Origin of the sequence: Aurantimonas endophytica (genome assembly GCF_014196845.1) — a bacterium.
In the GTDB taxonomy this organism is placed as follows: domain Bacteria; phylum Pseudomonadota; class Alphaproteobacteria; order Rhizobiales; family Rhizobiaceae; genus Aurantimonas; species Aurantimonas endophytica.
This window is the reverse complement of sequence record NZ_JACIEM010000005.1, coordinates 361,914-388,187: the sequence shown is the minus strand read 5'-3', so window position 1 is coordinate 388,187 and position 26,274 is coordinate 361,914. Positions and strand designations below refer to the sequence as shown.

Here is a 26,274-nt window from a genome sequence, read left to right as displayed (position 1 = left end):
TTTCATTTATAGTTACCTTTATCCATGATCTCGTAGCATCCCGAAATTACATCTTCTCTGTATAATGGTTTATTATTCCAATAGTTTTGTGCCGCCGTACTGCGGAGATAATAGGTCCTCGGCTCACGCAACGCTTTCAAAACTTCTTCGCACGCTTTCTCATCATTATTGATAATGATACTACTTTCTTCGCTGCAGTAATTCGCGATCTCGCCGACCGGCGTTACAACTGGAACGAGGCCGAACTGCATCGCCTGCACCACCGACATCGCCATCCCCTCTCTTTCGCTGGTTTGAAGATAGAAGGAATGCGAGGCAGCTTCAGCGGCAATCTGATCGTAACTCATGGTCCCTTTGAACTGTACCCGTTCCTCTACTCCCAAGACCCGACTTAGGCGCCTAAGATTCCGTTCTGCTCCAGCGTCCGGCCCAATAATCGTGAATGAAGCTGTAGGATATCTTCTGTGAACGCTCGCGAATAGCCTAAGCGCCCGGTTCAGGCCTTTGTGCGGATGTAAACGTCCCCAAAAAATGAAGGAAGGAGTAAGCGAAAGGCGAGGAGGGTGCTTAACATCATTCAGTACAAATGAAATAATGCGGGAACGATAAGCTTGCCTCTTCTGTACCCTGTTATCCAGCGTTGATTTTGAGTCAACCCATATCTCGACAGAGTATCTCATCAAAATATTCGTTAGCACACGATCTATAATGTGGGTGGCTGACGAACTATGTATAAAAGCTACCACCCTCGTTTCTGGCCGAATAACTTTTGCCAAAAGAGCGATGATAGAACTTCGCCACAGCGAAGATATTATAATATCGGGCCGTAGATTAAATGTCTTTATTATTGCTTGAATATAATTAATAGGATTGTTCTCTGAAGAAAAAAGTCCGTGATGCTCAAATTTCCCACTCACTTTTCTGGACTTATTCGCGATATATCCGCGGTGAAATTGCAGCGTGTCGAAATCGCCGATCCCAATCGAACGAGCGGCAGTTTCAACCCCCCCCACAGCGTCATAGGGCACCCAGTGAATGACGCGGATCTTGGGTTTTGCCTTCAACTCAAGCTTCGCGATGCTTGCTGCGCGAGAGTCTCGGGCCGCGCGCGGAACCAAGTCTGCATTATTTCGCGCCACCCTTTCACGCATCGCCCAGACCCAGAACGTCGAAATGGCGCCGGATCACGGTCTCTTCCTCGAAGGGACGGATCGCCTCTTCCAGAAGCGCGCCCGGTGTCGGCCGGTCGAGCGCCGCCTCGATACCGCGCGCCAGGGCGACCGGATCACGGACCGGGACGAGGTAGCCGTATTTGCCATCCTGCAGCACCTCCCGAGGCCCGGTTGGGCAATCGGTCGAGACCGGCGTGCATCCGCACATCATCGCTTCCACTAGAACGTTCGGCAAACCCTCGACATGCGAGGAGAGGGCAAAGACGTCGGCATGGGCGAAATATTTCAGCGGGTTGTCGACATGGCCCGCGAAGCGGACCGAACCCCCGAGACGCAACTCCCGCGCCAGCGCTCCGAGCTCGCCCCGCAATTCACCGTCGCCCAGGATGAGAAGCCTGACTTGCCGGTCCGGCGCGACATGCTTCATGGCGCGGATCAGATCGTCGAACCCCTTCCAGTGGGCCAGTCGGCCAGCGGCGACGACGAGAGGACGCGTCCGGTCGATCAGCCATTCGTCATCGACCGCTTCCTGCATGCGCCGCCGGGAATGCCGGTCGTCGACGATGTTGTAGACGCAGACATGGCGGGGCCGGTCGAACACCTCTCGGTACTGGCCGACCATGTCCTCCGATACGCAGGTCAGGGCTTCGGCCCGCCCCATCACCGCGCGCATCAATTGCTTCAGCAGCCAGCGCTTGCTGAATGTCACGCTGGAATAGGTGTCGAACGGGGTCACGCGCGAGGAGCCGCTGATCTTCGCCTTCGACCCCGACGCGATCGCCGCGACGAGCACCGCGCATGTCAGATGATCCTCGGCCGAAAAGACCACTTCCGGCCGGGCGTTCCGGAAGTATCGCCACAGCGGCGTCAGCATGGCCCGCACGTTCGGCGTCCGGAGCCTGATCACATTGACGCCGGGCAGGTCCGGCATCGGATGATCGGGATCGATGCGGCCCACCAATAGATCCACGGCGTGTCCCCGGTCCGCCAGTGCCCGGGCGAAGCGCATCTGCGCCAGCGGCACGCCGGCAATGGCGTAGCGCGGCATCACAACACAGATCTTCATGTGCTGACCACGTCCCGCAACAGCGCCTCGTAGCGACCCGTGGCGACCCGCTCGCGATGCAGGAACAGGAAATTGTTGACATAGGTCTGGTTGGCGACGCCGAAGCGCTCCGCCGCCTGGTCGCGGCACGCTTCGAAATCCTTCAGCGCGGTCAGCTTCCCGGCGGCGAGAAAGTAGCCGTCGTAGCCTAGGCTGGCGATCTGGCCGAACACGTCGGCGATCGTACGCGAATTGTGCCGCTGCTCGATCTCGACGAGCAACGCGGGCCGCGAGGCAGCAAATGTCGCCACCGCGCCCTCGATGACGCTGTGCTCGTGTCCCTCGACGTCGATCTTGATGAAGCCGATGTCGGTGAAGCCGAAGCTGTCGAGCGTGCGCATCGAGACGTCCTGCTCGCGCGCATTGGCGAAACCGCCATGCTCGATCGAGCCCGACGCATCGTGCGCGATGCCTGCCTCGTCGACCGGAACACGCAGGCTCGCCGATCCGGCCTGGCTGGACAGCGCCACGGGATGGACGGCAATGCCGGGCTTGCCGGCAGCCCAGCTGGTCAACACGCCGAGGCAGGCCGGGTTCGGCTCGAACACCTCTACCCGGGCGCCGAGCCGCCAGAGGCGGTAGGTGTAGATGCCGCGATTGGCCCCGACATCGATCACATGGTCGCCCGGACGAACGAGCTTTTCGAGCAGGCCCATCTCGGCCTCGACCGAGCGGTTGATGACGCCGAACCAGTATTTCGCCGGCACCTGGAAGCGCCGGGGCATGCTGTCCCGGGCCATGACCTTGATGGCCTTCATCATGGGACAGCTCTTTCCATTACCGGCAGGCCGAGAATGGCCGCCATGCGCGTGCGTGCCGCGTCGCGCGAGAATTGGGCGTCGAAGAGCGCCCGCAGCGCCGGGTCGAAGCCGGGAAGATCCAGCGCCTCCGCCTCGGCCAGCGCGGCGACGAACTCGTCCGCCGTCCTGCATTGCCAGCCGGCCTGCGCCGCAACGGCCTCGTAGCCGGCAAAGGCTTCCGGCGTGCCGACGATTTTCTTGCCGTACATCAGCGCTTCGGCGACCTTGGTCTTCATGCCCGAGCCGTCGAATATCGGCGCGATGACCACCTGCGCGCCCCGATACCACTGCCGCAGATCGTCGACCCCGCCGATAACCTCGACCTTGCCCGGGCTCTCCAGCCCCTGCCGATAGGCTTCGAAACCATGGCCGACGACGCAGGTCTTCATCCCGGTTCGCGGCGCCACGTGTTCGGCGAACCAGGCGATGCCGGCGCGATTGGCGTAGAAGGTGCCGCCGACGAACAGCGCATAGGGCGGCCCCTCCCCGGCTGCGATGCCTCGAGTGGCCACCGGCTCGTCGATCGCCATGGCCGAGATATGCGTCGCTGCCCGCCCGTAGAGACGCTTCAGCTTGCGGCTGTCGCGGGCGGTAAGCGCGATGAGCGTGTCGCTGTGGCGGACAGCCTTTCGCTCGGCCAGATAGTTCGCCACCAGCACGGCGAGCGCGCGCGGCGATCGCCGCTGCTTCAGCGAGCCCCAGAAGAACCGCGCCTCGACATTGTGGAAGAACGTGCAGACCGACACGCCGGGCGCTTCGGCCTTGATCGCCGCGGCGAGCGCGCCGAGATTGGAGCCGTCGAGGAAGACCAGGCCGACCCTTTCGCGCTCGATGTCGCGGAGTACGGCCGCGATCACCGCCGGCGTCAGCCCGTCGATATGGCCGCGCAGCGCCAAAGTCAGCGACTGGCCGCCTTGTTCTGGTTTTTCCAGTTCCATCACGACGAGCCGCTCGCCGAACAGCTCCTGCAGGATGCCGCGATTGAGCCGCCCCAGCATCTCGCGCCCGCCGGGCGGTGAAGTCCCCGGCCTGGCGGTAACCAGCATGATCCGGGCGCTTCCGCCATCGATCGAGGCCGTCGTCACGTCTCTTGCGCCGGGCGGCACGCTATCGCCGGACAAGAACGCAATCGTATTCGATGACCGCGAGCGATTTGTCCCGGTTGATCGGGTACATGCCGCTGATGAAGTAGTTCTCCCTGTGGAAATCGTTGAGCGTCTCGTAGGGCGGCGGCATGTCTTCGTAGACGGCGATGAGCGAGAGTTCCGACTGGAGCGCGCGGATGTGCGGCAGGCTGGCCTGCGCCCCGCGGAAAACATGCCGGTCGAACCCCTGCGTATCCATCTTCAGGAAGAAGTTCGTCGCCCCCGTCCGCGCGATCAGTTCCGGCATGAGTTCGTCCAGCGTCGCCACCGTGACGGTCTCCGGCCGCACGCCCTTAAGGGAATTCCAGATTTCCTTGGAATAGGCGTTCGCATCGAGGAACGAGGAGAACATGGTGCTGTCGTAGACATTGATCGTCCGCTGCTCGCTCGTCTCGCCGAGCGCTGACTGGAAAGAGATCCATTTGCCATCCGCCTCCGCCCGGCTTTCCAGCCGGTCGAAGACGGAGGCCACCGGCTCGAAGGAGACGATGTGGCCCGCAAAACCGATATCGCGCAGGAAGGCACCGTATTGCCCCGCATTGGCGCCGACATCGATGACGCAGTCGATCGCGTTGGCCTCGAAGACGTTCATCAGATGGGTCGACAGGGTGAAGTTGGAGTTCCGCAGCCGGACGACATCGAATCCCGTCTTCTTGAACAGCGTCCGGATCCGATTTTTCATCATGATATTGCACCTGGTGGGAAGGGATCGACTGGCCGGCGAACCGCCCTGGCAATCGACCCAGAGACCGCGCAAGACGCGGTAATCATGGGGTTTTCCAGCACGTCAGGGCCGGTAGCTCGCCGCGGTCGATCCCTGCCCGAAAAGCCGCGCCGTGATCTCCGGCCCGAACCGCTTCTGGCCGTCGGCGCTCCAGTGGTCGCCGTCCGACCAGTAAAGGCGCTCGCAATCCATGAAGTCCTCGGCCACGTCGAACTGCGTCAGCGCCATCTGGGACACATAGCGGACCCCGGCATCCGCCGGACGGTCGGCGAAATGCGCCGCGATCCGCCTGTCCAGCGTCGCGAACACCGCTTCGAGATTGGGCCGGAGCTGGAAAGCCTGGTCGCAGCCTGTGCGCAGGATCTGGCGGTCGCCGATATGCGGCTCGAGTGCCGGCCCCAGCCAGAGCACGTCCGCCTGGGGCGGGAAACCGGCCAGATAGTCGGCAACGCGCGCGATATAGGCGTCGTTCGGCGGGTAGGGCGGCACGGGGTCGAGCGGGCCGAGATCCGAGAACATCGTCCGCCTCCCGGGCGCGCCCTCGAGCGTCATCAACAGATAGAACCCCGCCTGATTGTAGATGATGTCGGTGAACACCGTCGGATGCTCCGAGGCGAAGTCCCGGATCGCCTCGTAATCGCATGCCGGCGACGGTGAATGGGCCCGGCAGAAGCCGGCCGTCAAGCCCACCACGAAGCTTTCCGGCGCTTCCGGCGCGATGGCCCCGAACAGATTGCCGGCATGGCTGTCGCCCAGGATGAGGGTGCCGTTCGGATGAGTCCGATGGCAGTCGAGGATACGGTCACGGGCGCTCTGGTCGAGCCGGGTGACGTTGAAGCGGCATTTTCCATCGTCCGGAACGATCGAGAAGCCCTCGTTGCGGGCATGCTGCACCAGGAGGTAGGTCTGGCCGCGCTCGGGCGAGACGGTCTGCAGCCAGAGCTCCTGCCGGCCGTCGCTGAGATGGCCGAACAGACCGATACCGACCAGCGCCGCCGCCCCCGTCACCGAGGCCGAGAACACCTGCCTTGGGCTCAGCCATGCCGGCCGCCCCCTGCCCGCCCGGAACGGCTGTTCGACAAACCGCCAGGTCAGATAGGCGAGGACGAACGTGGCCAGCGCCAGGACCGCCATGCTGCCTATACCCGGCGCGGCATCGCTGCGGATCCGGGCGAAGGCAAACAGCGGCTGGTGCCAGAGATAGGCGCTGTAGCTGACCAGTCCGACCGCGACGAAGGGCCGGGTCGAGAGCAGCCGGGCGGCCAGCGTGTCACCGGTGGCAAACAGGATGACCAGCGCCGCGCCGCCGACCGGCAGCAGTGCGAAAGCCGAGGGAAAGCGCGTGGTCTCGTCGAAAACGAGCACCGCGGCGAGGATCATCGCGAGCCCCGCGCCGGAGAGCGGATTGCCGTAGCGCCGGGCGATCTCTTCGATCTTGCCAGCGGGTATAAAGGCGCAGAGCGACCCCGCCATGAGCTCCCAGACCCTTGTCGGCGTCAGGTAGAAATTGGCGCTCGCGAAGGCCCGGGAACCGACTTCGCTGAGCAGGAAGCTTCCCAGCGCCACGACGGCGATCAGCGCCACCGTCACCTTCCGCCCCCGGCGGAACGCCAGAAGCAGAAACAGCGGGAACAGCAGATAGAACTGCTCCTCGACCGCGAGGCTCCACGTATGCAGCAGCGGCATCTCCTGCGCCGCCGGGCCGAAATAGCCGCTCTTCATCCAGAACAGGACATTGGAGAAGAACAGGCTGACGGCGACGAGGCTCTGCGAGAAATCCTTGAACTGCCAGGGCAGCATCCATGCCCAGGCGAACGGAACGCAGCAGAGCATCACGAAGAACAGCGCCGGCAGGATGCGCCGCGCCCGGCGCTCGTAGAAGGAGCGGAGCGAAAAGCGTCCCCGTTCCAGGTCGGCCACGATGATGCGGGTGATCAGGTAGCCGCTGATGACGAAGAACACATCGACGCCGACGAAGCCGCCCTGGAACCACGTAAAGCCGGCATGCGCCAGCACCACCGGCACCACGGCCACGGCCCGCAGCCCGTCGATCGCGTCGCGATGCTTCATGAGGGCACCTTGGGTCCGGACGCGTGAGCGGGCGATATCATGCACGCCTTGCACCGCGCCTCGCCCTGTCCCGACGCTGCTTCAGGATCCGCAATCCCGCATTGGGAACCAGCAATTTGCCGATCAGCCGCGGCAAGGAGCGGGACCACAGGATTCGCCTGCTATGGCCAAAAGCAGCCGAGAGCGACTGGAGGGAGAGCCGCTTCGACGTGGCTGAATGGTCCATGGCCGCCGCGAGGTAACACTTCGCCATGGCGACATCGTAGAAGGGACTGTCGGCGTGGTAGCCGAGTATCTGCGCCCTGCTGGCCAGCATCTTCCCGACCTTCTTGGACATGTTGGCCGCATGCTGGCGATAGCCGATCAGCGGGTCGCCGATCGCCTGGAGCCTGTCGCCGTTTCGGGTCAGAGCGAGCCAGAGATACCAGTCCTCGATATAGAGGTCAGAGGGCACGGGACCGACCTGCCGCAGCTTCTCCAGCACCAGCAGTTGCGAGGGCGCCACCAGGAAGTGGTGGCGCAGGATGATGTCCTCGAACCGATAGCTGCGCTCGGGCGGCGCCAGCAGCCCGACGCGCCGGCCTTCCTCGTCGATCAGGTTGCCGCCGGCAAAGACCCCCGCCACGTCGGCATCCGCCTGCTCGATCCGGCCGACCAGGACGGACGTCTTGGACGCAAGCATCAAATCGTCGGAGGCGATCAGCGAGAAATACCGGCCGCGGGCCCAGTCGACCGCCTCGTTCAGCGTCGCTGCCAGGCCGCGGTTTTCTCTCGTCCGGAACTCGAAGCGTGCGAAGCGAGCATGGCATTGCGGCACCAACGCCTCGATCGCCGCCCGCGACCCGTCGCTCGAGCCATCGTCGATGATGATGAGCTCGATATTCGCGTAGTCCTGCGCGATGATCGAAGCGATGCATTCGCCGATGTAGCGTTCGTGGTTGTAGGAAGGGATCGCGATCGTCACCAGCGGAAGCGCCGCGTCGACAGGCGACGAACCGGCGTCCGCGGGCATGGCCAAGGTCTGCGCCAGCGCACCGGACGGGAAGTCGGCGTCCGTCATGCGAACGCGGTCCGACAGATCTGCTTTCCGGGTCAAGTCCTGCCTTCGACAGGCCACCCGACGGTGGCGTAGATGCGGGTAAGCCCGGCGGCGAGGCTGCCCTCGGGACCCGTCTTGATCAGCACGATCCGCAGGCCAAGTGCACCGGTCGCCAATGCCAGCACCGGAGACGCCAAGGCGGCCGCGAGCGGCGCGGTCTGGGTCAGCGTCAGGAGCAGCAGCGCCAGCCCGGCATGCAGGGCGAGCAGCGCCAGCGAGAGGCGCTCCCAGCGAAAGCCGTGCAGGCGGTGGGCGAGGACGGCCAGCACCACGAAGTGCAGCATATAGGCGACCATGAAGGCCGGGCCTGCCGCGATCAGCCCGAAGGGCCCCAGCCCGAGCCAGAGGATCGCCAGGAACAGCACGTTGAAATTGACCTGCAGGAGCAGGAAGAGCGTCCCCTGCGCGGCGGCGATGAACGCGAAGCCGAGCGCCCAGCTGGCCAGCTTGAAGACGTTACCGACGGTCTGCCACTGCAGCAGCGTCGCCGCTGCCCCGAACTCGGCGGAATAGAGCAGCGTGATCACGAAGGGCGCGAGGCCGATGAGCAGCAGCAGCACCGGCCCGCCGATCGCCAGTCCCAGCTGCGCCTGGTCGTTCATCAGCCGCGTCGCCGCCGCCCGATCGTGGATCACTTCGGTCAGGCGCGGATAGTAATCGGCGCCCATCGCCCCCAGCAGGAAGCCGACATAGGTCATGGTGATGCCCCAGGCGGCGGCGAACTGGCCGGCGGCATCCAGCCCCAGTTCCTGCGTGATCAGGCTCCGTACCAGCAGGAGTGTGCCGGTCGTCGCGAGGCCGCCCAGCATGAAGGCCGAGCCGAGTTTTGCCATCGGCTTCCAGATTTCCCACGTCTCGGCCATGCCGGGACGGCGCGCCGTCGGCTTCGGCAGCCTGCTCGTGTAGCGCAAGGCGATCGCGATCGTCGCCAGCGGCTGCACGAGAACGAACCCGATCAGCCCCGCGGCGCCGTAGAGCCAGACGCAGGCGAGACCGGCCAGTGTCCCGACCAGCGTGCCGAGCACCGTCACGCGGCCCAGATCGCCAATCCGGCGCATACCCTGCAGCAGCGCGGTCTGGGCCGTGGACAGCAGGCCCAGCAATGTCGCGACGCCGACCAGCCCGACCGCCGTGGCGTGCTGACGGCTCCCCAGCAGCCATTCGGCGAGCGGCTCGCGCAGCACCCAGACGATCACCATCGCGAGAAGGCCCTGGACCAGATGCGCCGCCAGCAGAACCCGGCGGACCCGGCTGAGCGCCTGTTCTTCGCCCTTGACGCTGGCGATCTGCCGGACGCCGCTCGAGCCCATGCCGAGCCCGGCGGCTGTTCCCACGGTGCTTTGCAGGCTGGTGTAAAGACTGAGCAGCCCGATCCCCGCCGGCCCAAGCAGGAGCGCGACGACCTTCAACCGGACGATCAAGATCAGGATCTTGACCGTCTGAGCGCTGCCGATGATGGCCATCGATCTGATCATGCTGCGCGATGACGAAGCCACCAGGCGTTATCTCGCCCCCACGACAACCGGATCGTTGCCGTCTTGCCCGGCCAGGGACGTCGTGATCTTGAACCCGTGTTTCTCCAGAATGGCGGACATCCCCTCGGGGGTTGCGTAATAGGCGAACTTGCCCATCGAGTCCCCTGTCTCGCCAAGCTTCCGCCAACGTTCGGTGCGGCTCGGGCAGCCGACGAGGACGACATGCTTCACGTCAGATGCGGCGATATCGCCCATCAGCCCATCGATGTCGGAGCGCAGGTGATAAAGTACCCGGCTCATCAGGACTGTGTCGTAGCCGTTCAGCAGAAGCGTGGACTCGAGGATGCTTGCCTGCAGGAAGGCGCAGTTCTCGACCCGACGTCCCAGCGCGAGCCAAGCCGACTTGAGCCTCTCGGCCTCCTCGAACTGAAGGTCCATGAGCTCGACGCCGCAGACCGCATCCTTGGCGAGCGCAAGGACCAGCGACTGGGTGCCGTCCGCAGACCCGAACTCGATGATCCGCTGCCCGGGGACCAACCCGGCAATCCGCCGATAGCGGTCCGGAACGTGGCCTCGATGAATGGCGGCTTTATTCTCGACGTAGTACGACTGGAGACCGGCATTGGCGCCGCCCTCTCTCGTATAGTACGGACGCCCATCAGCGTCATGTCGCTGGGGCAGCATTGCCCGGAACGCCTTCTTGATCGCTCGCTTGATCACCGGTCATGTCCTGTGTTCGGCGCATGGATGCACGGTGACGTTTCCAGATCATGGTGCGGACCAAATGCAGGGCTCCCATCGACCTCGGTCATCGCGCGCAGGAATTGGCCGTAGCGGACGTTGGCGACACGGGTTCGGATCGGCCGTTTAAAGAGAACCTTCGAGACATAGGAAGATTCTCTCATGACGACGTTTATCAATATCGATGTGCGGATATCCTCGCTCCTGAAGTCCGCGATGGCACCGGACACCGTGCTTGTCAGCATATCTGCGTAAGACTTGCTGACCAGCGCACGAAGCAGGGACAGGTCCCGCCCTTCATAGATCTCGTTCAGTGCCAGGTTGTTGATGTCGTACAAGCACGGGACGGCCAATCCCGCATCGGCGATATCAACGACGTAGATTTTTCCGTCATAGAGGAGATTGGCGACGTTGACGTCGAGATGACCTTCAACCATTGCGCAGCGAGAAGAAAAATCCTCGATTTTCTGTTCCCATTGCCGAAGGTGCGACCGCAGATCATCGCTCAGAACGCCGAAGAATTCGCCGTAACTCTCCAGAATTATATCCGGCCGGGGCGGCTTCCTGTGCGCGGCGATATAACCCCCATAGCATCGAATGAATTCACGATAGGCCAATTCCTGGGTCCGTGTGGGCAAGAGGACGATCGGCCTGGCGGGAAGCATGTCGTCACGCCGGAACAGCCCTTCTTTGCTCTCCCAGAGATCGGAACTGGCCGTCGGCACATGGTGGAACAGCTTCAGCGCATGGGCCTTCTGAAAGTCTGCCCATTCTTCGCGGCTGGTTGTCGTCAGGATGACACCACGCGCGAAGTCGAAAACTTTCATCTTCCCGTCCCGACTGGCGTACACGATCGAGCCGTCGCTATCGCCCTTTTTGTGATCGACGTGAAATTCACGAAGCCCGCTTACGGAGAGAAGGATCGCCTTTAGATAAGATCGGGCGGAGCCGAAATAAGAACTCGAATTTTCTGCACTTGGACTTAGGATCCGATGTATCTCTGACTCCTCGCTATCGGCGTGATAGGCCGTACGCCCATCTATTCTCCATAGGCCGGCCCGCAGCAGCGATTGGAATGACAACAGGGTTTTCTTCTGTGCGCACCTCTTGCTTATCGCGGACAGACCAATCACCGGGAGTAAGTCTCGCTGATGACCCGCTCGGCATGTTGCCGTGTCAGATGCGGCCCGATCGGCAGGCTCAGCACCTCGTTGGCGAGGTCGCGCGCGAGCGGTAGCGCGTCGGCGGCGACGCCCAGTTCCGTATACGCCGCCTGCCGGTGAGGCGGGATCGGGTAGTGGATGAGGGTCCCGACACCGGCTGCGGCGAGGCGCTTCTGCAGCGCATCGCGCTCCGGGCTGCGCACGACATAGAGGTGCCAGGCCGGATCGGCCCATTCGGGGACATGCGGCAAGCGCAGGCCGCTCTCCGCCAGACCCTCGGCGTAGACGGCAGCGATGGTCCGGCGGCGGTCCGTCCATTCATCGAGATGGCCCAGCTTGACGCGCAGCACCGCCGCCTGGAGCGGATCGAGACGGGAGTTCACGCCCTGGACGGCGTTGACGTATTTCTCGCGGCTGCCGTAATTGCGCAGCACCCGGATTCGATCGGCAAGATCGGCGCGGTTCGTCGTGATCGCCCCCCCGTCGCCCAACGCGCCGAGATTCTTGCCGGGATAGAAGCTCCAGCAGACGATGTCGCCATGCGCACCGACGCGGCGGCCCTTGTAACGCGCGCCATGCGCCTGGGCCGCGTCCTCGACGACGGCAATTCCATGATGCCGCGCCAGCGCCAGGATGGGGTCGAGGTCGGCAGGTTGACCGTAGAGGTGGACCGGCAGCAGGACCTTCGTGCGCGGCGTGATCGCCGCCGCGATGCGCGCGGGGTCGAGATTGTACGTCGCGGGATCGGGCTCGACCGGCACCGGCCTCGCCCCGACGGCGGATACCGCAAGCCATGTCGCGATATAGGTGTTGGACGGAACGATCACCTCGTCGCCCGGACCGACACCCAGCGCCCGCAGCGCCAGGATCAGCGCGTCGAGCCCGTTCGCCAGGCCGACCGCATGCTGCGCCTCGCAATAGCCGGCCCATTCCGCCTCGAATGATTCGACTTCCGGGCCGAGAATGTACCAGCCGCTGTCGAGGACACGCGCGATCGCCGCGTCGAGTTCTGCGCGGAGTTCGACGTGGGGGGCGAGCAGATCGAGGAAGGGGATCATGCGGCCGATTGGGCCAGGCTCAGGAACTCGTCATAGTCGCGGATATAATCGGCGCTGTCGTAGAAATGCGATGCGAAGACCAGCAGGACGGCGTCGGGCGAGTAGCGGTACTGGATGCCCCAGATCATCGGCGGCAAATAAAGCCCGATCTCCAGCCGATCCAGCAGGAATTCCTGCCGGTTCGTGCCGTCATCCGCAACAACCGAGACTGACCCCCGCACGCAGACGAGGAACTGCTCGCACGCGCGATGCGCATGCTCGCCGCGGGTCTCGATGCTGGGCACGTCGAAGACGAGGAAGTATCTCTTCGCGGCGAACGGGACTGCCCGCTCGAATTCGCCGACGCTCAGGCTGCCCCGAATGTCGGCGATGCGCGGCAGGGTGACGAGGCGCACGCCAAGAACTGCCGTCTCGGACGCGACCGGCGCCGCAATTGCCGGCTCTCGCGCAGCCGAGCTGCCCGCATCGACATAGCCGACGATGCGGGCCGGATTGCCGAGGACGATCGCGTGGGCGGGCACCGACCGCGTGACGACCGCGCCGGCTCCGACCATGGCGCCGCTACCGACGCTCACGCCGGGAAGGATTGTCGCCCCGGCCCCGACCGATGCGCCCCGGCCAATGTGCGTGGTCAGGACGGGCCGGTCGAACTGCTTGCTGCGCGGGAACTTGTCGTTGGAGAAGGTGACGTTGGGCCCGATGAAGGCGTCGTCATCGAGCGTGATGCCATCCCACAGCTGCACGCCCGATTTCACCGTCACCCGGTCGCCGACCACCACCTCGTTCTCGATGAAGCAGTGCGAGCAGATGTTGCAATCGCTTCCGATCGCTGCGCCCGGCAGCACCACGCAGAATTGCCAGACACGCGTGCCGGCGCCGATCCGGTCCGACTGAACATCGGCGAGCGGATGGAGAAAAGCGGCCGTCTGGCTGGTCATGCCGGCACGTTCTCGTAATGCGCCAGGTACCAGTCGACGAAGGCCCGCACTCCCGTCTGGGTGGAGGTTGCCGGCCGATAGCCGACGGCCGTTTCGAGCGCGGATGTGTCGGCGAACGTATCCGGCACGTCCCCCGGCTGCAGCGGCAGGAGTTCGACGATCGCCTTGCGGCCCAACGCCTCCTCCAGCGCCGCGACATAGTCGGTCAGCTTCACCGGGTTGTTGTTGCCGATGTTGAACAGGCGCCACGGCGCATTGCTCGTCGCCGGGTCCGGATTGGCGGAGTCCCAGTCGGCATTTGGCTCGGCCGGCTGATCGCTGGCGCGGATGACCCCTTCGACGATGTCGTCGACGAAGGTGAAGTCGCGTGTGTGATTGCCATGGTTGAACAAGGTGATCGGCTCGCCGGCCAGGATCTTCCGGGCGAACAGGAACAGCGCCATGTCGGGCCGGCCCCACGGGCCATAGACGGTGAAGAAGCGGAGCCCCGTCGTCGGCAGGCGGTACAGGTGGCTGTAGGCATGCGCCATCAACTCGTTGGCGCGCTTCGTCGCCGCGTAGAACTGCAGCGGGTGGTCCGCCGGCCGATGCTCCGAAAACGGCATGTCGGTGTTGGCGCCATAGACGCTCGACGTGCTGGCATAGGTCAGGTGCCCGACCCCGGCATGCCGGCAGGCTTCCAGGATGTTGGTGTAGGCGACGATATTGCTTTCCACATAGGCATGCGGGTTCTCGATCGAGTAGCGCACGCCCGCCTGCGCCGCGAGGTGGATCACCCGGTCCGGCGTGTGTGCCGCGAAGCAGGAATCGACGGCGTCGCGATCGGCGAGATTGGCCCGGACGAACTGGTAGTCTCCCGACGATGTCGACGCCGTCTCGTCGAGACGCTTCAGCCGGGCTTCCTTGAGCGCCGGGTCGTAATAGTCGTTGACCACGTCGAAGCCGATGACGCTGTCGCCGCGCTCGAGCAGCCGCCGGGCGACGTGATAGCCGATGAAGCCGGCATTGCCGGTGACGAGGATGCGCATCAGAGCCGTCCGTCCGTCTCGGTTTTCGCGAAGACACCCTTCACGTCGTAGAAGACCGCTCCCTCCCGGCCCAGCGCCCGGATGGCGTCGGCGCCCATCGCGGCGAACTCCCGGTGCCCGACGGCAAGGACGATCCCGTCATAGGTCGCCGGCTCCGGCGCCTCGGCAAGACACTCGAGCCCAAGCTCGCGACGACAGTCCCCCGGCGCGACCCAGGGGTCCCAGACGTCGATTTCGGCGTTGAAGCCCTGAAGTTCGCGAATGATGTCGATCACCTTCGAGTTGCGGATGTCCGGGCAGTTTTCCTTGAAGGCGATGCCCATGACGAGGATACGACTGCCGACGACGGGACAGCCGCGGCGCATCATCAGCCGGGCCACCTGGTTCGCCACATAGGCGCCCATCCGGTCGTTGATCCGGCGCCCGGCCAGGATGACTTCCGGATGATAGCCGACCTCCTGTGCCCGGTGGGTCAGGTAGTAGGGGTCTACGCCGATGCAGTGGCCGCCCACGAGGCCGGGCCGGAACGGCAGGAAATTCCACTTGGTCCCCGCTGCCGCCAGCACCTCCAGCGTGTCGATGCCGAGCCGCTCGAAGATGATCGACAGCTCGTTCATCAGCGCGATGTTGAGATCGCGCTGGGTGTTCTCGATCACTTTTGCCGCTTCGGCCACCTCGATCGAACTCGCCTTGTGGGTCCCGGCGGTGACGATCGATCCATACAGAAGGTCGACGAAGTCGGCCGCTTCCGGTGTCGACCCGCTGGTCACCTTGGTGATCGTCGTCACCCGGTGTTCCTTGTCGCCGGGGTTCGCCCGTTCCGGACTATAGCCGACGAAGAAGCCCTCGTTGAGCTTCAGGCCGGACAGCCGTTCGAGGATCGGCACGCAGACATCGCGCGTGCAGCCGGGATAGACGGTGGACTCGAAGATGACGTAGGCGCCCTCCGAGATGGCCTTGCCGACGATCTCCGTCGCACTGATCAGCGGCGACAGATCGGGGCGGTTGGCCTGGTCGATCGGCGTCGGCACAGTGACGATGAAGATGCCGCATTCCGCAATATCGGCGGTCTCGCTGGTGAAGGTCGCGAACGTCGCCGCGGCAAGACCGTCCGCGTCGACCTCCCTCGTCACATCCTGCCCCTGCTGCAACGCCGCGATCCGCTCGGCGCGTATGTCGAAGCCGACGACCTTTCGCGTCCGGCTGAATTCCACCGCCAGCGGCAGGCCGACATAGCCGAGCCCGATGACCGCGATGGAACAAAGATCGACAGCGGTCCCTCGCTCCGTCGGCGCGGGCTCTGCGGACGCAAAGATCCGCGTCCCTGCAGCCGGAGCATTCGAAGCGGTCAACGCCTCATTCATTTAGCTTCCCTGGTTCTGGCGGTCGAACACGATGCGCCGCTTGTGGCGCAAGCCGGACCGCAAGTCATGCCTGTGGCCTCTCCACGCAGCGGGAGCAGATTTATCATCCGGCACGCGGGGAGCCATCGGCTTCGTCGGCAACGCGCTGGAGATACTGGCCGTAGGGGCTCTTGCCCAGTTCCCGGCCGAGTGCGTGAAGCTCCGCTTTGTCGATGAAGCCTTTGACGAAGGCAACTTCCTCGGGACAGGCGATCTTGAAGCCCTGCCGGTGTTCCAGCGTCCGCACGAACTCGCCTGCCTGGAGCAGCGTTTCCGGCGTCCCCGTATCCAGCCAGGCAAAGCCTCGCCCCATCGCCTCCACTGCGAGCCTGCCCTCTTCTAGATAGACGCGGTTGAGATCGGTGATCTCGAGTTCTCCGCGCGCCGAAGGTTGCAGACGCCGGGCAATCGCCGGCGCGCTCCCGTCATAGAAATATAGCCCGGTCACCACCCAATTGGATTTTGCCCGCTGCGGCTTCTCCTCGATCGAGACGACCGCCCCGTCCTGGTCGAAGGAGACGACGCCGTAACGTTCCGGATCGGAGACGCGGTAGGTAAAGATCGTCGCCTTGTCGGCGCGGCTCGCGGCGCGGGCCAGAAGCTCCCTCAAGCCGTGGCCGTAAAACAGGTTGTCCCCGAGGATGAGCGCCGAGTTCTCGCCTGCAATGAACTCTTCGCCAATGATATAGGCTTGTGCGAGCCCCTCTGGCTTGGCTTGCTCGGCGTAGCTGAACCGCATTCCCCACCGATCGCCCGACCCCAGCAACGCCCGAAACCGCGGCAGGTCCTCGGGCGTCGAGATGATCAGGACCTCGCGGATCCCCGCCAGCATGAGCGTCGAGAGCGGATAATAGATCATCGGCTTGTCGTAGACCGGCATCAGCTGCTTCGATCCGGTCAGCGTCATCGGATGCAGCCGTGTGCCGCTGCCACCGGCGAGGATGATTCCCTTCAAGGTGCGCTCGCTGCGCGATGACGCTGCCGGCTGGGCATCCCCGACATTGCCCCCGTGATGATGTCAGCGCCAGTCACTCCGCCGCGATCCCCAGCCGGCCGCCGTCGTAGCGTTTCTCGCGGATCGGTCTCCACCAGGACGGGTTTTCGACGAACCACCTGATGGTCTTTTCGAGACCGGACTCGAACGTTTCCAGCGCCCGCCAGCCGAGTTCGGTTTCGATCCGCGCCGCGTCGATGGCATAGCGTAAATCGTGTCCGGGACGATCGGCGACGAAGCGGATAAGAGCCCGGCGCGAGCCGCCGTCCGGCAACGGCGTCAGCCGATCGAGAGTGTCGCAGATCGTCTGGACGACCTCGAGATTGGTTCGCTCGTTTCGCCCGCCGATATTGTAGCAGCGTCCGACCTCGCCCTCGTTCGCAACCAGCACCAGCGCCCGCGCATGATCCTCGACATAGAGCCAGTCGCGGATGTTCTCGCCGCGCCCATAGAGGGGAAGCGGCTTTCCCTCCAGGGCGTTGAGGATCACCAGAGGGATGAGCTTCTCGGGAAAATGGTAGGGGCCGTAATTGTTCGAGCAGTTCGAGACGACGACCGGCAATCCGTAGGTGCGGTGCCATGCCATCACGAGATGATCAGACGCGGCTTTCGAGGCGGCGTAGGGCGACGAAGGCGCATAGGCCGTGGCTTCGTGAAACGGCTCGCCGTCAAGCGACAACGGCCCGTAGACCTCGTCGGTCGAAACGTGGTGGAAGCGAAATCGCTTCCGCCTGTCCCCCGTCAAGATTTTCCAGTAGCCGCGGACCGCTTCCAGCAGTTGATAGGTTCCGACGATATTGGTCTGGATGAAGCTGGCCGGCCCGTCGATCGATCGGTCGACGTGGCTCTCGGCCGCCAGATGCATGACGACGTCGACCTCTTCCTCTTGCAGAAGGGCTGCGATCGTTTCAGAGGCGCTAATGTCCGCCTCGACGAAGCGGTAACGGGGACTGGCCGAAACCGCTTCGAGGGACGACAGGTTGGCGGCATATGTCAGCGCATCGACATTGATGACCCGATGGCCCGTCCCGGTAACGAGATGCCGACAGACGGCCGACCCGATGAATCCGGCACCGCCAGTCACGAGAAAGGTCGTCATCGAACCGCGATTCGCGGCGAGAACAGTGCCGCGGGACCGATCGATATCACGCTCGCCGCCGCGTCGACGATGCCGGGATACTCCCGCCGAAGGGCGCCCGCATCATCGCGATCCCTGCCCGCCGGCCATGATCCATAGCGTGCGGATCGCGATGAACACGTCAAGCCACGGAGAGAAGTACTTGATGTAGTAGAAATCGTAGTGAAGTTTGCCGAGAACGTCCTGCATGTCTACGACGTGCCCCTGGTTGACCTGCGCCCAGCCGGTGATCCCGGGCCGTACGATATGGCGGTAACTATAAAACGGCAATTCTTCCCCGTACCAGGTGGAGAGCGGCTTGGCCTCGGGACGGGGCCCGATCCAGCTCATCTCCCCCTTGAGAACGTTGAAGAGTTGCGGAATCTCGTCGATGCGCGACCGGCGCAAAACGCGGCCGACCCGCGTGACCCGTGGATCCGCGGTGCGCGTCATCGCAGCTTCTCGACTGCCTGCCTCCAGGTCCGGAACGTGAGTCATCGTCCGGAATTTGAGCACCTTGAAGAGCCGACCGCGATAGCCGACCCGCTCCTGCCGGAAAAATACGGGGCCGGAAGAATCCAGCATGATCGCCGCGCCGACGACGAGTGTCAGGAGGAAGAAGGCCGGCAAGAGCAGGATCGCGATCAGCACGTCCAGAACCCGCTTGATGTTGCGATAGCCGAGCGCGGGATCGAGGGATCCGAAGCTGTTCTCTGACAGGTGCTCGATATCGACGCGCCCCGTCAGCATCTCCATCGCGTCCTTCACGTGATAGGCGGGCCGCCCCCCTAGCACCCAGTCGGCGATGAAGTGCTCCCATTCGCCAGGCAGGTCCGCCCGGAAGTCTGCAATCAATGCGTCGGGCAGACGCTCCGGGAATACCGGCGAAGCCAGCATGCTGAAATCGGCGGTACGGACGCCGCGCAGGCGCCCGACCGAGCCGATCGGGATGACGGCGAAGGCGGCACGTGTCCGCAACCGCGTCAACAAGATGGCGTGAAAGAACCAGATTACGCAGAGGATGAAACTGCCCAGGAACAGCGAACGGGCGTAATCGATCCGAAAGAAGAAGAAGATCAACAGCACTACGCCGTAGGTTCCGACAAAGCAGGGGAAAACGTACGACGTCGCTCTGACCTCGGGAAACCGGGCGACCTTCGTCAGCACATGGAAGCCGACGGAGACCGCAAGAGTGATGCCGACGATCGTGTTCCATGCACTCCCAGGCTGCGGGAAGCCCGGATTTCCATCGTAGCGGATGAGGGCCGGCGCCACGACGGCGAGCATCAGGCCGCCTAATAGGTGGAACCACCCGCGGCCGACGATCTGCATCGCGCCCTGCGGAAGCGCGGCAATACGCGCTAATGATGCCAAGGGCGAGATCGCAAACGATGATGGAGAATTTCGAAACGTGTGGTCAGCGCGGAGATCCCGGAGGCTGGGGATAAATAGCTACCGCACTCCCTGGTGAACCAGTGAGTGCTGAACTTGGCGGCGACGAACGCGCTACTTTTTTAACGCTCACTCAAAGCAGAGAGCCTGCCTCGACCACGACGGGGACAGGCCCGTTCAGGAAGTTGAGAAGGACGCGGACCCGCTGGGCCCCCTCCATTCGATCCCATTCGCCAACCATTCCGGCAAAGGGTCCGTATTGCAAGGTTAGCTTATCACCCTTTTGGCGGCGGATGTCCAGCCTGATCACGCCCGAAGCATCTACCGTCGATTGCAATTTTTCGACAAACCCGCGCGCAATGGGAACGGGTCGATCGGCTGCGGAAACGATGTGCCGGACCCCCACAGTGCCGTTGACGGCGCGCCAACGATCGGTCCGCAGATCAAGCGCCACAAAGAGATAACCGGGGAAGAACGAACCACGCTGAGTGCTCAGGCGACCTGCGTGGCGGACGGTCCTGACATGCATCGGGAGGAAGCAGGTGAACCCCTGTCGCTGCAGATGGATCGCGGCGACAGTTTCCCTGCCCGGTTGCGTGCCGACTGCGAACCAGCGTCTTTCGCCCTTCATGCCACACCCCGCCGAAATCATGCATGACAGGCCCGCGTTGGCGCTCCTCCGCAGAGCGCCGACCGACCTCCCCCTCGTGCGGTCCGGCAAAGCGGATCGACCGCGACAAGAGTTCACTGAAGATATCCGGTGTTCGCGTCAGGAGTAAGACAGGTCGACCGGTCCAGATGATTTCCCGGCTGCCTTCAATGACCGAAAGTTAAGGAAAGAATAACAGCCAAGCGACGATTTGTGAGTTCTCGTGAGACGGGAACCCGCAGCTGTGCTTCCTCAGGGCGGTTGAGCGACGCTGACATGACCGATCAAAGTTCGTCGCGCGCAAGGCGCAGGGTCTTGGATTATTCTCCGCGGGAAATGCTGTCGGTGTCGTCATCGTCGTCCACTGCGCCGGTGATGACCGTGGCCGCGCCAGCCACGGCAACGAGACCGCCCATTACGTCCGGGAATGTGGGCGTGAGCCCCGCAGGACTCGCCGATTCGATACCAGGGCCGGCACTCGTGACACAGAGCCTGCGCTCGACCACAGCAACAATGACGAGGGAGCTGGGCTCCATGTCCACACGGCAGTTTCGGCCGATCAGGAGCGATGCCAACGCATCCGGCCCGGTCATCACGCGCGTCCCGGCCGCCAACGGCGCACCCACTCGCGCCGGAACGAGACCCGCCGGCCGGCTGATCAACACGTCAGTCGTTACGGCCGTTACGGTACCCAGCGTCTCCGTCATGTTTGCAGCCGAGAGCTGCACGTAGGAGCAGCGGCAATTCGCCAGCTGCCGCTCCTGCGCAAAACCTGCGGAGGTGGCCAATACCAGAAGGCTTATGGCTATGGGCGCGACTATCCTTGAACGGCTCATACGGAACTTCCGTTATCGCAGCAGGACGTGACGGCTGCGGAATGGCAAGTATTCCTCCCGCTGGGACCGATCGGTAGCCCGACCCGGCAGAACTGGTAAGTGGGTATGTGAGCACAATTTCACGAACAATTGGTGTTTTACCCGCAACAGGCTAAGGTGAAATCCTCCCGCGGAAACTGAGCGGCTGTTGCGTAGTTACCGACACCCGTGGTCGTAAAAGCCAAGGGGCACGACGCGAAGGCGGCGGCGCGCCCTCTTGCGGCGCTGGAACCCGAACGTGTCGTCTTCTCGCATGGCGCCTGGTTCGAACGGGATGGCGCATCCGGGCTGCGTCGCTCGCTCGACTGGCTGCTGCGATCGGTCGGGCGCAAGGCGCCGCAACCCGTTACTCCGACACCTGCAACGGCAGAGGGGCCCCGCCCTCAAGACCCGTCGCGCGGGTCATCGAGGTATGCAGCAGAACCGGCAGCTTCAGCTTCATGAAGCTGCCGGAGGCTCTCTCTCAGGTCCCGCAGAACGTCTGGCTGACCTCTTCGTGGGGCTCAGGCGGGTTCGCATAACGGGCAAATTCCGGCTGATCCTCGTAGGGGTGCGCGAGCACCGCCATGAGCTCGTCGAAGGCGCTGAAGTCATCCCGCTCGACGGCCGCGTCAATGACCGCCTCGATCCGATGGTTGCGCGGAATGAAAGCGGGATTGACCGCTCTCATGACGTCGCGCCGGGTGCCGACGTCCTGCCGTTCAGCCTGCAATCGCTGCCGCCACCGGACGGCCCAGCGTTCATAGGCGTCAGGATCATCGAACAGAGCCCGCACCGCCGCGTCCTCTTCCGGTCCGTTGACGGCGTCGCAGAGGCGTCGGAACGTCAGGGTGAAGTCAGCGCGGTTCTCGGCCATCGCCTGCAGGAGATCGCCGACGAGCGCCTCGTCCTCGGCCAGCAGGCTGGAAAGGCCGAGCTTGCGCGCCAGCCCGCCGTGGAATGCCGTCTCGAAACGGGGAGCGAACGCGGCGAGCACCTCCTGCGCCTGAACGACCGCCTCCTCCTGCTGCTCCGCAATCAGCGGCAGCAGGGTCTCTGCCAGCCGCGTCAGGTTCCAGTCGGCGATCCCCGGCTGCCGCCCATAGGCGTAGCGACCCTGCCGGTCGATCGAGCTGAAGACGGTGGCGGGATCATAGGCGTCCATGAAGGCACAGGGGCCGTAGTCGATCGTCTCGCCCACGATCGAGACGTTGTCGGTGTTCATCACGCCGTGGATGAAACCGACCAGCAGCCACTTCGCGACGAGCTCCGCCTGTCGGGTGACCACGCGGTCGAGGAGTTCGAGATAAGGCTGCTTCGCCCGTGCCACCTCCGGATAGTGTCGATGGATGACATAGTCGGCGAGGATCCTCAGCCCATCGACATCGCCGCGCGCAGCAAAATACTGGAAGGTGCCGATGCGCACATGGCTGGATGCGACGCGTGCGAGCAACGCGCCCGGAAGCATCCTTTCGCGGACGACTGGCTCCCCGGTTGCGACGGCCGCGAGTGAACGGGTCGACGAAATGCCGAGAGCGGCCATCGCCTCGCTGACGATGTACTCGCGAAGGACGGGCCCGAGCGCCGCCCGGCCGTCGCCGCCCCTTGAAAATGGTGTCCGGCCCGAGCCCTTCAGCTGCAGGTCGCGTCGGGTCCCGTCCTTGTCGATGATCTCGCCGAGCAGGATCGCACGACCATCGCCGAGTTGCGGAACGAACTGGCCGAACTGATGTCCGGCATAGGCCATCGCGACCGGGTCCGCCTCGTCCGGAACCCGCCTGCCCGCAAGCACCTCGACGCCGTCCGGGCTGGCGAGCCACTGGGGATCGAGGCCGAGATGACGGGCCAGCTCCACATTCACCCGGATGAGCCTCGGCGTCCCTGCGGCGGTCGGCGTAACGCGTGCATGGAAGCGGTCCGGCAGGCGCGCATAGGAGTTGTCGAACGGAAGCTGAATGGTCAAAGCGTGACGTGCCTCTGGGAATGGTCCGGCTGAGATCGTTCCTGATAGGCCGTCCCGCAAGTGGCGCCCCTCCCGTTCGTCCCATGCTCCCCTGGCGCATGCCGCGGCGCGGCGCCCGCAGCGGCGCGGCGCCCGCAGAGACCCGCTGCAGACGGGAGGGACCCGGGCATCGCAGAAAATCCTGCGAGCGAGCGTCTCGTCGGCGGAGCAACTACTTAGCCACCTGCCGAGATGGCCTGGCACCGGGGGCGTGCAGTGGCCTTTAATCTACGGCTGCCCGACAACACGGGCGCTCCTGAGCATGCGCGGACAGACTCTCAGTCCTCTCGGCGATCATCGAAGTGCACCTACAGAAGCGCTGTCGACAACGAAGGGAAGAGCGCAATGAGGAGCGTCACCAGCGCCATGACGGCGATGAAGGGCGCAACGCCCGCGAAAATGGACTCAAGACCCACGTCGCGATCGCCGAGCGTCGAGTGCACCGTGAAGACAGAGATGCCGAATGGCGGCGTCAGGAGGCCGATCTCGACGGCAAGCACCGTCACGAGGCCGAACTGGATCAGGTCGAAGCCCAGCGACTGCGCGATGGGTGCCGCGATCGGCACCATGATGAGCAGGATCGACGAGGAGTCGAGGATCATGCCCATCAAAAGCACGACGAGGACGTAGAGGGCGAGAAATCCGTACGCCCCGAGTCCCGACGCCGACACCAGGTCGCCGATCGCCGAGGGGATGCCGGCGATCGCCAGCATCCGGCTGTAGAAGCTGGCGGCGATGAGCAGGATCAGGATCGTTACCGAGACCATGCCGGTGTCCTTGAGAACCCGCCAGATCCGCCTGCGGTCGAGGGACCGCTTGAAGAGCGCGATGACGAGCGCGCCGAAAGCTCCCACGCCGCCCGCTTCGGTGGGCGTGAAGAAGCCGCTGTAGAGGCCGCCGAGGACCAGCATCACCAGAACGACGATCGGCAGGAGCTTGCGCAGCATCTCCGCCGCGCCCATGTCGGCCTCGCCTTCCGCGCCGGCGACGCGCGGCGCGCCGTCCACGAAGACGAAGCGCGGCGCGATGAAGGTCAGAGCAACGATCATGCCGGCAAAGCCCAGCGCCAGCAGGATGCCGGGGATGATGCCGGCGACGAAGAGGTTGCCGATCGACTGCTCCGCCAGCACCCCGTAGATGATGAGGAGCAGGCTCGGCGGGATCAGCATGCCGAGCACGGATGAGCCGGCGACCGTGCCGGCGGCGAAGGCGGGGCGATAGCCGTAGCGGGTCATCTCGGGGACGGCCACCTTGGTGAACACGGCCGCCGAGGCGATGGATACGCCAGTGACCGCCGCGAACACCGTGTTGGCGGCGATCGTGGCGATCCCCAGGCCGCCACGCAGGCGGCGAAGCAGCGCTTCGGCAACCTGGAACGTGTCCCGCCCGATATTGGATATCGAAACGATCAGGCCCATCAGCACGAAGAGCGGGATGGTCGCGAAGAGATAGTCCGCGATGCCGTTATAGACGGAGATCGACAGGAGGCGCATCGCGAGGTCGAAATTGTCGCGCAGGAGCCAGACACCGGCGATCGCCACCGAGAACAGCGCGACGGCGATATGCATGCCGAGCAGCACCAGCGCGACCAGCGCGCCGATCAGAAGGAAGCCGACGGTCATTTCGGTCATGAGGTGCCCTTGGGCGGCAGGTGGCGTGATCCTGGCGACCGCGCGACCTGCAGCGCCACCACGAGATAAGCAACGCAGGCGAGCGACGCCCCCACGACATTGATGACGCGGAACGGCAGCGTCGGGATGGTGAAGAGGCCCTGCACGCCGAAGAACTCGCCCGTCCGCCAGGCGTCGGCCGTGTCCGGCCATGACGCCCATACGATGGCCGCGAAGACGACCGCACCGACGAGCGCGAACAGCGTCTCCAGCACCCGGACGAGGCCGGGACTATAGGAACCCAGGAAGATCACCAGGAAGTCCGCCTGCGTCATACGACCGGCCAGCACGGCCGCCGCGATCTGCAGGAAGACGATCGCCACCACCGAACGCGCGGCGATTTCCGCAACGCCGGTGATGGGACTGTCGAAGAAGTTGCGGCCCAGTACGTCGGCGACGATCAGCGCCATCAGCGCGAAGATCCAGAGCGTGCCGGCCGCCGCGAGCCATGAGGCGATGCGGCCGAGGACGGGCGGCCCCGCCGGGGCGAGATCGCCTCCGGGCTGGGTCGGATCCTGGACGTGGGATGCCATGCGCCCTCCTACGATGGAATCTGGCCGGGCCTGCTGGCCCAGCCGGGACAAGTTGCAGGACGCCTAAAGGCCTTCGTCCCAGGCGCGCAGCGGCTCGACACCATTTTCACGAAGAGCCGCGAAATAGGCCTTCAGCACGGTCGCTGCCGCCTCGCCGTTGGCATCGAGCCAGGGCTGCACGACATTGGGCAGGCCTTCCACCCAGCGACGCTTCTCCTCATCGGGGAGCTCGGTGACGGTGAGTCCGGCAGCCTCCATCTCGGAAATGGCCTTGGCCGACTGCTCCGTGACGTATTCGCCGTGGCGGATCGAGGTCGTCCGACCCGCCTCCTTGATGACTTCCTGCACCTCCTCCGGCAAACCTTCGAAGAAGTCGGCATTGGCGGCGACGCCCCCGAAATACATTGAGCCGACGCCGACCCGTGTCAGTTCCGGAGCCACTTCATAGACCCGGGCGGGTAATATGCCGGACGCGAAGGAGAGCGTGCCCTGCGAGACGCCGGTCTGGATGTCGGTGTAATAGGTGGTCAGAGCACCGTCGACCGGCGTCGCGCCCGTGCCCTGCAGCCAGTTTGCCGAAGTCCCCGGAGCGTTGATCCGCTTGTTGGCGAGGTCCTCGAGCGAGGTGATCTTGAAGTTGGCATAGATGTCGTAGCTGTCGGTGATCAGCGACGAGAGGTAGACCATGTTCTGGTCCTCCCAGCCGGCCTTCAGTTCCGGCAACTCCTCCGTAAGGCGGTCGAATATGTCGATCAGGAGCTCGTGGTCGGTGGTCGCGAAAGGCGTGAAATAGGTGACGTTCTGGAGCGGCATCGCGGCACCCTCCCAAACCGTGCCGACCATGCCGATGTCGGTGATCCCGTCGCGCACCGCGGCGCGCGTGTCGGTGAACTTGTACAGCGTTCCCCCATAGGCTTCGCGCCAGTCCACCACGTAGTTGTTGCCGCGCTCCTCGAGCAGGCGGTCGACCTCGGGCTGGAAGACATTCTTCATCGCCCAGACCCAGATGTTGGTGGTGGGGTGGCTCGACGCGATGTTGATCGTGACGCTCTCCTGCGCCACCGCGCCCCCCGGCAGCAACATTGCCAGCATGCCTGCGCCTGCCAGCAGGCCTGTTCTCATGATCATCGTGATGTTCCTCC

General features: G+C 64.1%; 23 protein-coding genes. All 23 read right to left on the bottom strand.

Annotated features, from left to right (window positions below):
• Nucleotides 1–2: 2 nt before the first annotated feature.
• On the bottom strand, nucleotides 3–1,151 hold the full coding sequence (locus GGR03_RS19335) for a glycosyltransferase family 4 protein (RefSeq protein ID WP_183210399.1): 1,149 nt from the start codon (nucleotides 1,149–1,151) through the stop codon (nucleotides 3–5).
• A complete protein-coding gene (locus GGR03_RS19330; RefSeq protein ID WP_183210398.1) occupies nucleotides 1,144–2,238 on the bottom strand; it encodes a glycosyltransferase in 1,095 nt (364 codons plus the stop codon). Before GGR03_RS19330 ends, GGR03_RS19335 begins: the two co-directional genes overlap by 8 nt.
• Nucleotides 2,235–3,038 carry an FkbM family methyltransferase gene (locus tag GGR03_RS19325; RefSeq protein WP_183210397.1) on the bottom strand — a complete coding sequence of 268 codons (804 nt, stop codon included), beginning with the start codon at nucleotides 3,036–3,038 and terminating at the stop codon, nucleotides 2,235–2,237. Before GGR03_RS19325 ends, GGR03_RS19330 begins: the two co-directional genes overlap by 4 nt.
• Nucleotides 3,035–4,198 carry a glycosyltransferase gene (locus GGR03_RS19320; protein WP_183210396.1) on the bottom strand — a complete coding sequence of 388 codons (1,164 nt, stop codon included), beginning with the start codon at nucleotides 4,196–4,198 and terminating at the stop codon, nucleotides 3,035–3,037. Before GGR03_RS19320 ends, GGR03_RS19325 begins: the two co-directional genes overlap by 4 nt.
• Nucleotides 4,185–4,907: an FkbM family methyltransferase gene (locus GGR03_RS19315; protein ID WP_183210395.1), complete on the bottom strand. Its 723-nt coding sequence runs from the start codon at nucleotides 4,905–4,907 to the stop codon at nucleotides 4,185–4,187. The genes GGR03_RS19320 and GGR03_RS19315 overlap by 14 nt, the downstream gene beginning before the upstream one ends.
• Nucleotides 4,908–5,009: 102 nt before the next feature.
• Nucleotides 5,010–7,016 carry an acyltransferase family protein gene (locus GGR03_RS19310; protein WP_183210394.1) on the bottom strand — a complete coding sequence of 669 codons (2,007 nt, stop codon included), beginning with the start codon at nucleotides 7,014–7,016 and terminating at the stop codon, nucleotides 5,010–5,012.
• 37 nt (nucleotides 7,017–7,053) lie between these two features.
• Nucleotides 7,054–8,076, bottom strand: coding sequence for a glycosyltransferase family 2 protein (locus tag GGR03_RS19305; RefSeq protein ID WP_183210393.1), 1,023 nt, complete (start codon nucleotides 8,074–8,076; stop codon nucleotides 7,054–7,056).
• A 32-nt stretch (nucleotides 8,077–8,108) separates the two neighbouring features.
• Complete coding sequence (locus GGR03_RS19300) at nucleotides 8,109–9,578, bottom strand: O-antigen translocase (RefSeq protein ID WP_210292218.1); 1,470 nt, start codon at nucleotides 9,576–9,578, stop codon at nucleotides 8,109–8,111.
• Nucleotides 9,579–9,617: 39 nt separating this feature from the next.
• Complete coding sequence (locus GGR03_RS19295) at nucleotides 9,618–10,310, bottom strand: class I SAM-dependent methyltransferase (protein WP_183210391.1); 693 nt, start codon at nucleotides 10,308–10,310, stop codon at nucleotides 9,618–9,620.
• Nucleotides 10,307–11,158 carry a hypothetical protein gene (locus GGR03_RS19290; RefSeq protein WP_183210390.1) on the bottom strand — a complete coding sequence of 284 codons (852 nt, stop codon included), beginning with the start codon at nucleotides 11,156–11,158 and terminating at the stop codon, nucleotides 10,307–10,309. Before GGR03_RS19290 ends, GGR03_RS19295 begins: the two co-directional genes overlap by 4 nt.
• A 302-nt stretch (nucleotides 11,159–11,460) precedes the next feature.
• Complete coding sequence (locus GGR03_RS19285; RefSeq protein ID WP_183210389.1) at nucleotides 11,461–12,552, bottom strand: DegT/DnrJ/EryC1/StrS family aminotransferase; 1,092 nt, start codon at nucleotides 12,550–12,552, stop codon at nucleotides 11,461–11,463.
• Entirely contained in the window at nucleotides 12,549–13,490 is a 942-nt protein-coding gene (locus tag GGR03_RS24675) for a WxcM-like domain-containing protein (RefSeq protein WP_183210388.1), read from the bottom strand. Before GGR03_RS24675 ends, GGR03_RS19285 begins: the two co-directional genes overlap by 4 nt.
• Nucleotides 13,487–14,518, bottom strand: a complete 1,032-nt coding sequence (locus GGR03_RS19275; RefSeq protein WP_183210387.1) for an NAD-dependent epimerase — start codon at nucleotides 14,516–14,518, stop codon at nucleotides 13,487–13,489. Before GGR03_RS19275 ends, GGR03_RS24675 begins: the two co-directional genes overlap by 4 nt.
• Nucleotides 14,518–15,834: a nucleotide sugar dehydrogenase gene (locus tag GGR03_RS19270; RefSeq protein ID WP_343058915.1), complete on the bottom strand. Its 1,317-nt coding sequence runs from the start codon at nucleotides 15,832–15,834 to the stop codon at nucleotides 14,518–14,520. Before GGR03_RS19270 ends, GGR03_RS19275 begins: the two co-directional genes overlap by 1 nt.
• 151 nt (nucleotides 15,835–15,985) lie before the next feature.
• Entirely contained in the window at nucleotides 15,986–16,876 is an 891-nt protein-coding gene (gene rfbA / locus GGR03_RS19265; protein WP_183210385.1) for a glucose-1-phosphate thymidylyltransferase RfbA, read from the bottom strand.
• A gap of 73 nt (nucleotides 16,877–16,949) precedes the next feature.
• Complete coding sequence (gene rfbB, locus GGR03_RS19260) at nucleotides 16,950–18,014, bottom strand: dTDP-glucose 4,6-dehydratase (protein ID WP_183210384.1); 1,065 nt, start codon at nucleotides 18,012–18,014, stop codon at nucleotides 16,950–16,952.
• Between the two features lie 102 nt (nucleotides 18,015–18,116).
• Nucleotides 18,117–19,406 (bottom strand): sugar transferase, encoded by a 1,290-nt coding sequence (locus GGR03_RS19255; protein WP_246368245.1) that lies wholly within the window; start codon nucleotides 19,404–19,406, stop codon nucleotides 18,117–18,119.
• A 151-nt stretch (nucleotides 19,407–19,557) separates the two neighbouring features.
• Complete coding sequence (gene nusG, locus GGR03_RS19250; RefSeq protein WP_183210383.1) at nucleotides 19,558–20,055, bottom strand: transcription termination/antitermination protein NusG; 498 nt, start codon at nucleotides 20,053–20,055, stop codon at nucleotides 19,558–19,560.
• 338 nt (nucleotides 20,056–20,393) lie between these two features.
• Nucleotides 20,394–20,909 (bottom strand): hypothetical protein, encoded by a 516-nt coding sequence (locus GGR03_RS19245; protein WP_183210382.1) that lies wholly within the window; start codon nucleotides 20,907–20,909, stop codon nucleotides 20,394–20,396.
• A 502-nt stretch (nucleotides 20,910–21,411) separates the two neighbouring features.
• Entirely contained in the window at nucleotides 21,412–22,890 is a 1,479-nt protein-coding gene (locus GGR03_RS19240) for a protein adenylyltransferase SelO (RefSeq protein ID WP_183210381.1), read from the bottom strand.
• Between the two features lie 347 nt (nucleotides 22,891–23,237).
• The gene (locus GGR03_RS19235) at nucleotides 23,238–24,560 is read right to left on the bottom strand and encodes a TRAP transporter large permease (RefSeq protein ID WP_183210380.1); all 1,323 of its coding nucleotides are present in this window, start codon (nucleotides 24,558–24,560) and stop codon (nucleotides 23,238–23,240) included.
• Nucleotides 24,557–25,132 carry a TRAP transporter small permease subunit gene (locus tag GGR03_RS19230; RefSeq protein WP_183210379.1) on the bottom strand — a complete coding sequence of 192 codons (576 nt, stop codon included), beginning with the start codon at nucleotides 25,130–25,132 and terminating at the stop codon, nucleotides 24,557–24,559. Before GGR03_RS19230 ends, GGR03_RS19235 begins: the two co-directional genes overlap by 4 nt.
• A 63-nt stretch (nucleotides 25,133–25,195) precedes the next feature.
• Nucleotides 25,196–26,260: a C4-dicarboxylate TRAP transporter substrate-binding protein gene (locus GGR03_RS19225; RefSeq protein WP_246368243.1), complete on the bottom strand. Its 1,065-nt coding sequence runs from the start codon at nucleotides 26,258–26,260 to the stop codon at nucleotides 25,196–25,198.
• Nucleotides 26,261–26,274: the final 14 nt, after the last annotated feature.

Bases quoted from the DNA above. Each gene is read 5' to 3' on its own strand.
- GGR03_RS19335 (WP_183210399.1), bottom strand. From the start codon at position 1,151: ATGCGTGAAAGGGTGGCGCGAAATAATGCAGACTTGGTTCCGCGCGCG.
- GGR03_RS19330 (WP_183210398.1), bottom strand. From the start codon at position 2,238: ATGAAGATCTGTGTTGTGATGCCGCGCTACGCCATTGCCGGCGTGCCG.
- GGR03_RS19325 (WP_183210397.1), bottom strand. From the start codon at position 3,038: ATGATGAAGGCCATCAAGGTCATGGCCCGGGACAGCATGCCCCGGCGC.
- GGR03_RS19315 (WP_183210395.1), bottom strand. From the start codon at position 4,907: ATGATGAAAAATCGGATCCGGACGCTGTTCAAGAAGACGGGATTCGAT.
- GGR03_RS19310 (WP_183210394.1), bottom strand. From the start codon at position 7,016: ATGAAGCATCGCGACGCGATCGACGGGCTGCGGGCCGTGGCCGTGGTG.
- GGR03_RS19305 (WP_183210393.1), bottom strand. From the start codon at position 8,076: ATGACGGACGCCGACTTCCCGTCCGGTGCGCTGGCGCAGACCTTGGCC.
- GGR03_RS19300 (WP_210292218.1), bottom strand. From the start codon at position 9,578: ATGGCCATCATCGGCAGCGCTCAGACGGTCAAGATCCTGATCTTGATC.
- GGR03_RS19290 (WP_183210390.1), bottom strand. From the start codon at position 11,158: ATGAAAGTTTTCGACTTCGCGCGTGGTGTCATCCTGACGACAACCAGC.
- GGR03_RS19285 (WP_183210389.1), bottom strand. From the start codon at position 12,552: ATGATCCCCTTCCTCGATCTGCTCGCCCCCCACGTCGAACTCCGCGCA.
- GGR03_RS24675 (WP_183210388.1), bottom strand. From the start codon at position 13,490: ATGACCAGCCAGACGGCCGCTTTTCTCCATCCGCTCGCCGATGTTCAG.
- GGR03_RS19275 (WP_183210387.1), bottom strand. From the start codon at position 14,518: ATGCGCATCCTCGTCACCGGCAATGCCGGCTTCATCGGCTATCACGTC.
- rfbB (WP_183210384.1), bottom strand. From the start codon at position 18,014: ATGACGACCTTTCTCGTGACTGGCGGTGCCGGATTCATCGGGTCGGCC.
- nusG (WP_183210383.1), bottom strand. From the start codon at position 20,055: ATGAAGGGCGAAAGACGCTGGTTCGCAGTCGGCACGCAACCGGGCAGG.
- GGR03_RS19245 (WP_183210382.1), bottom strand. From the start codon at position 20,909: ATGAGCCGTTCAAGGATAGTCGCGCCCATAGCCATAAGCCTTCTGGTA.
- GGR03_RS19235 (WP_183210380.1), bottom strand. From the start codon at position 24,560: ATGACCGAAATGACCGTCGGCTTCCTTCTGATCGGCGCGCTGGTCGCG.
- GGR03_RS19230 (WP_183210379.1), bottom strand. From the start codon at position 25,132: ATGGCATCCCACGTCCAGGATCCGACCCAGCCCGGAGGCGATCTCGCC.
- GGR03_RS19225 (WP_246368243.1), bottom strand. From the start codon at position 26,260: ATGATCATGAGAACAGGCCTGCTGGCAGGCGCAGGCATGCTGGCAATG.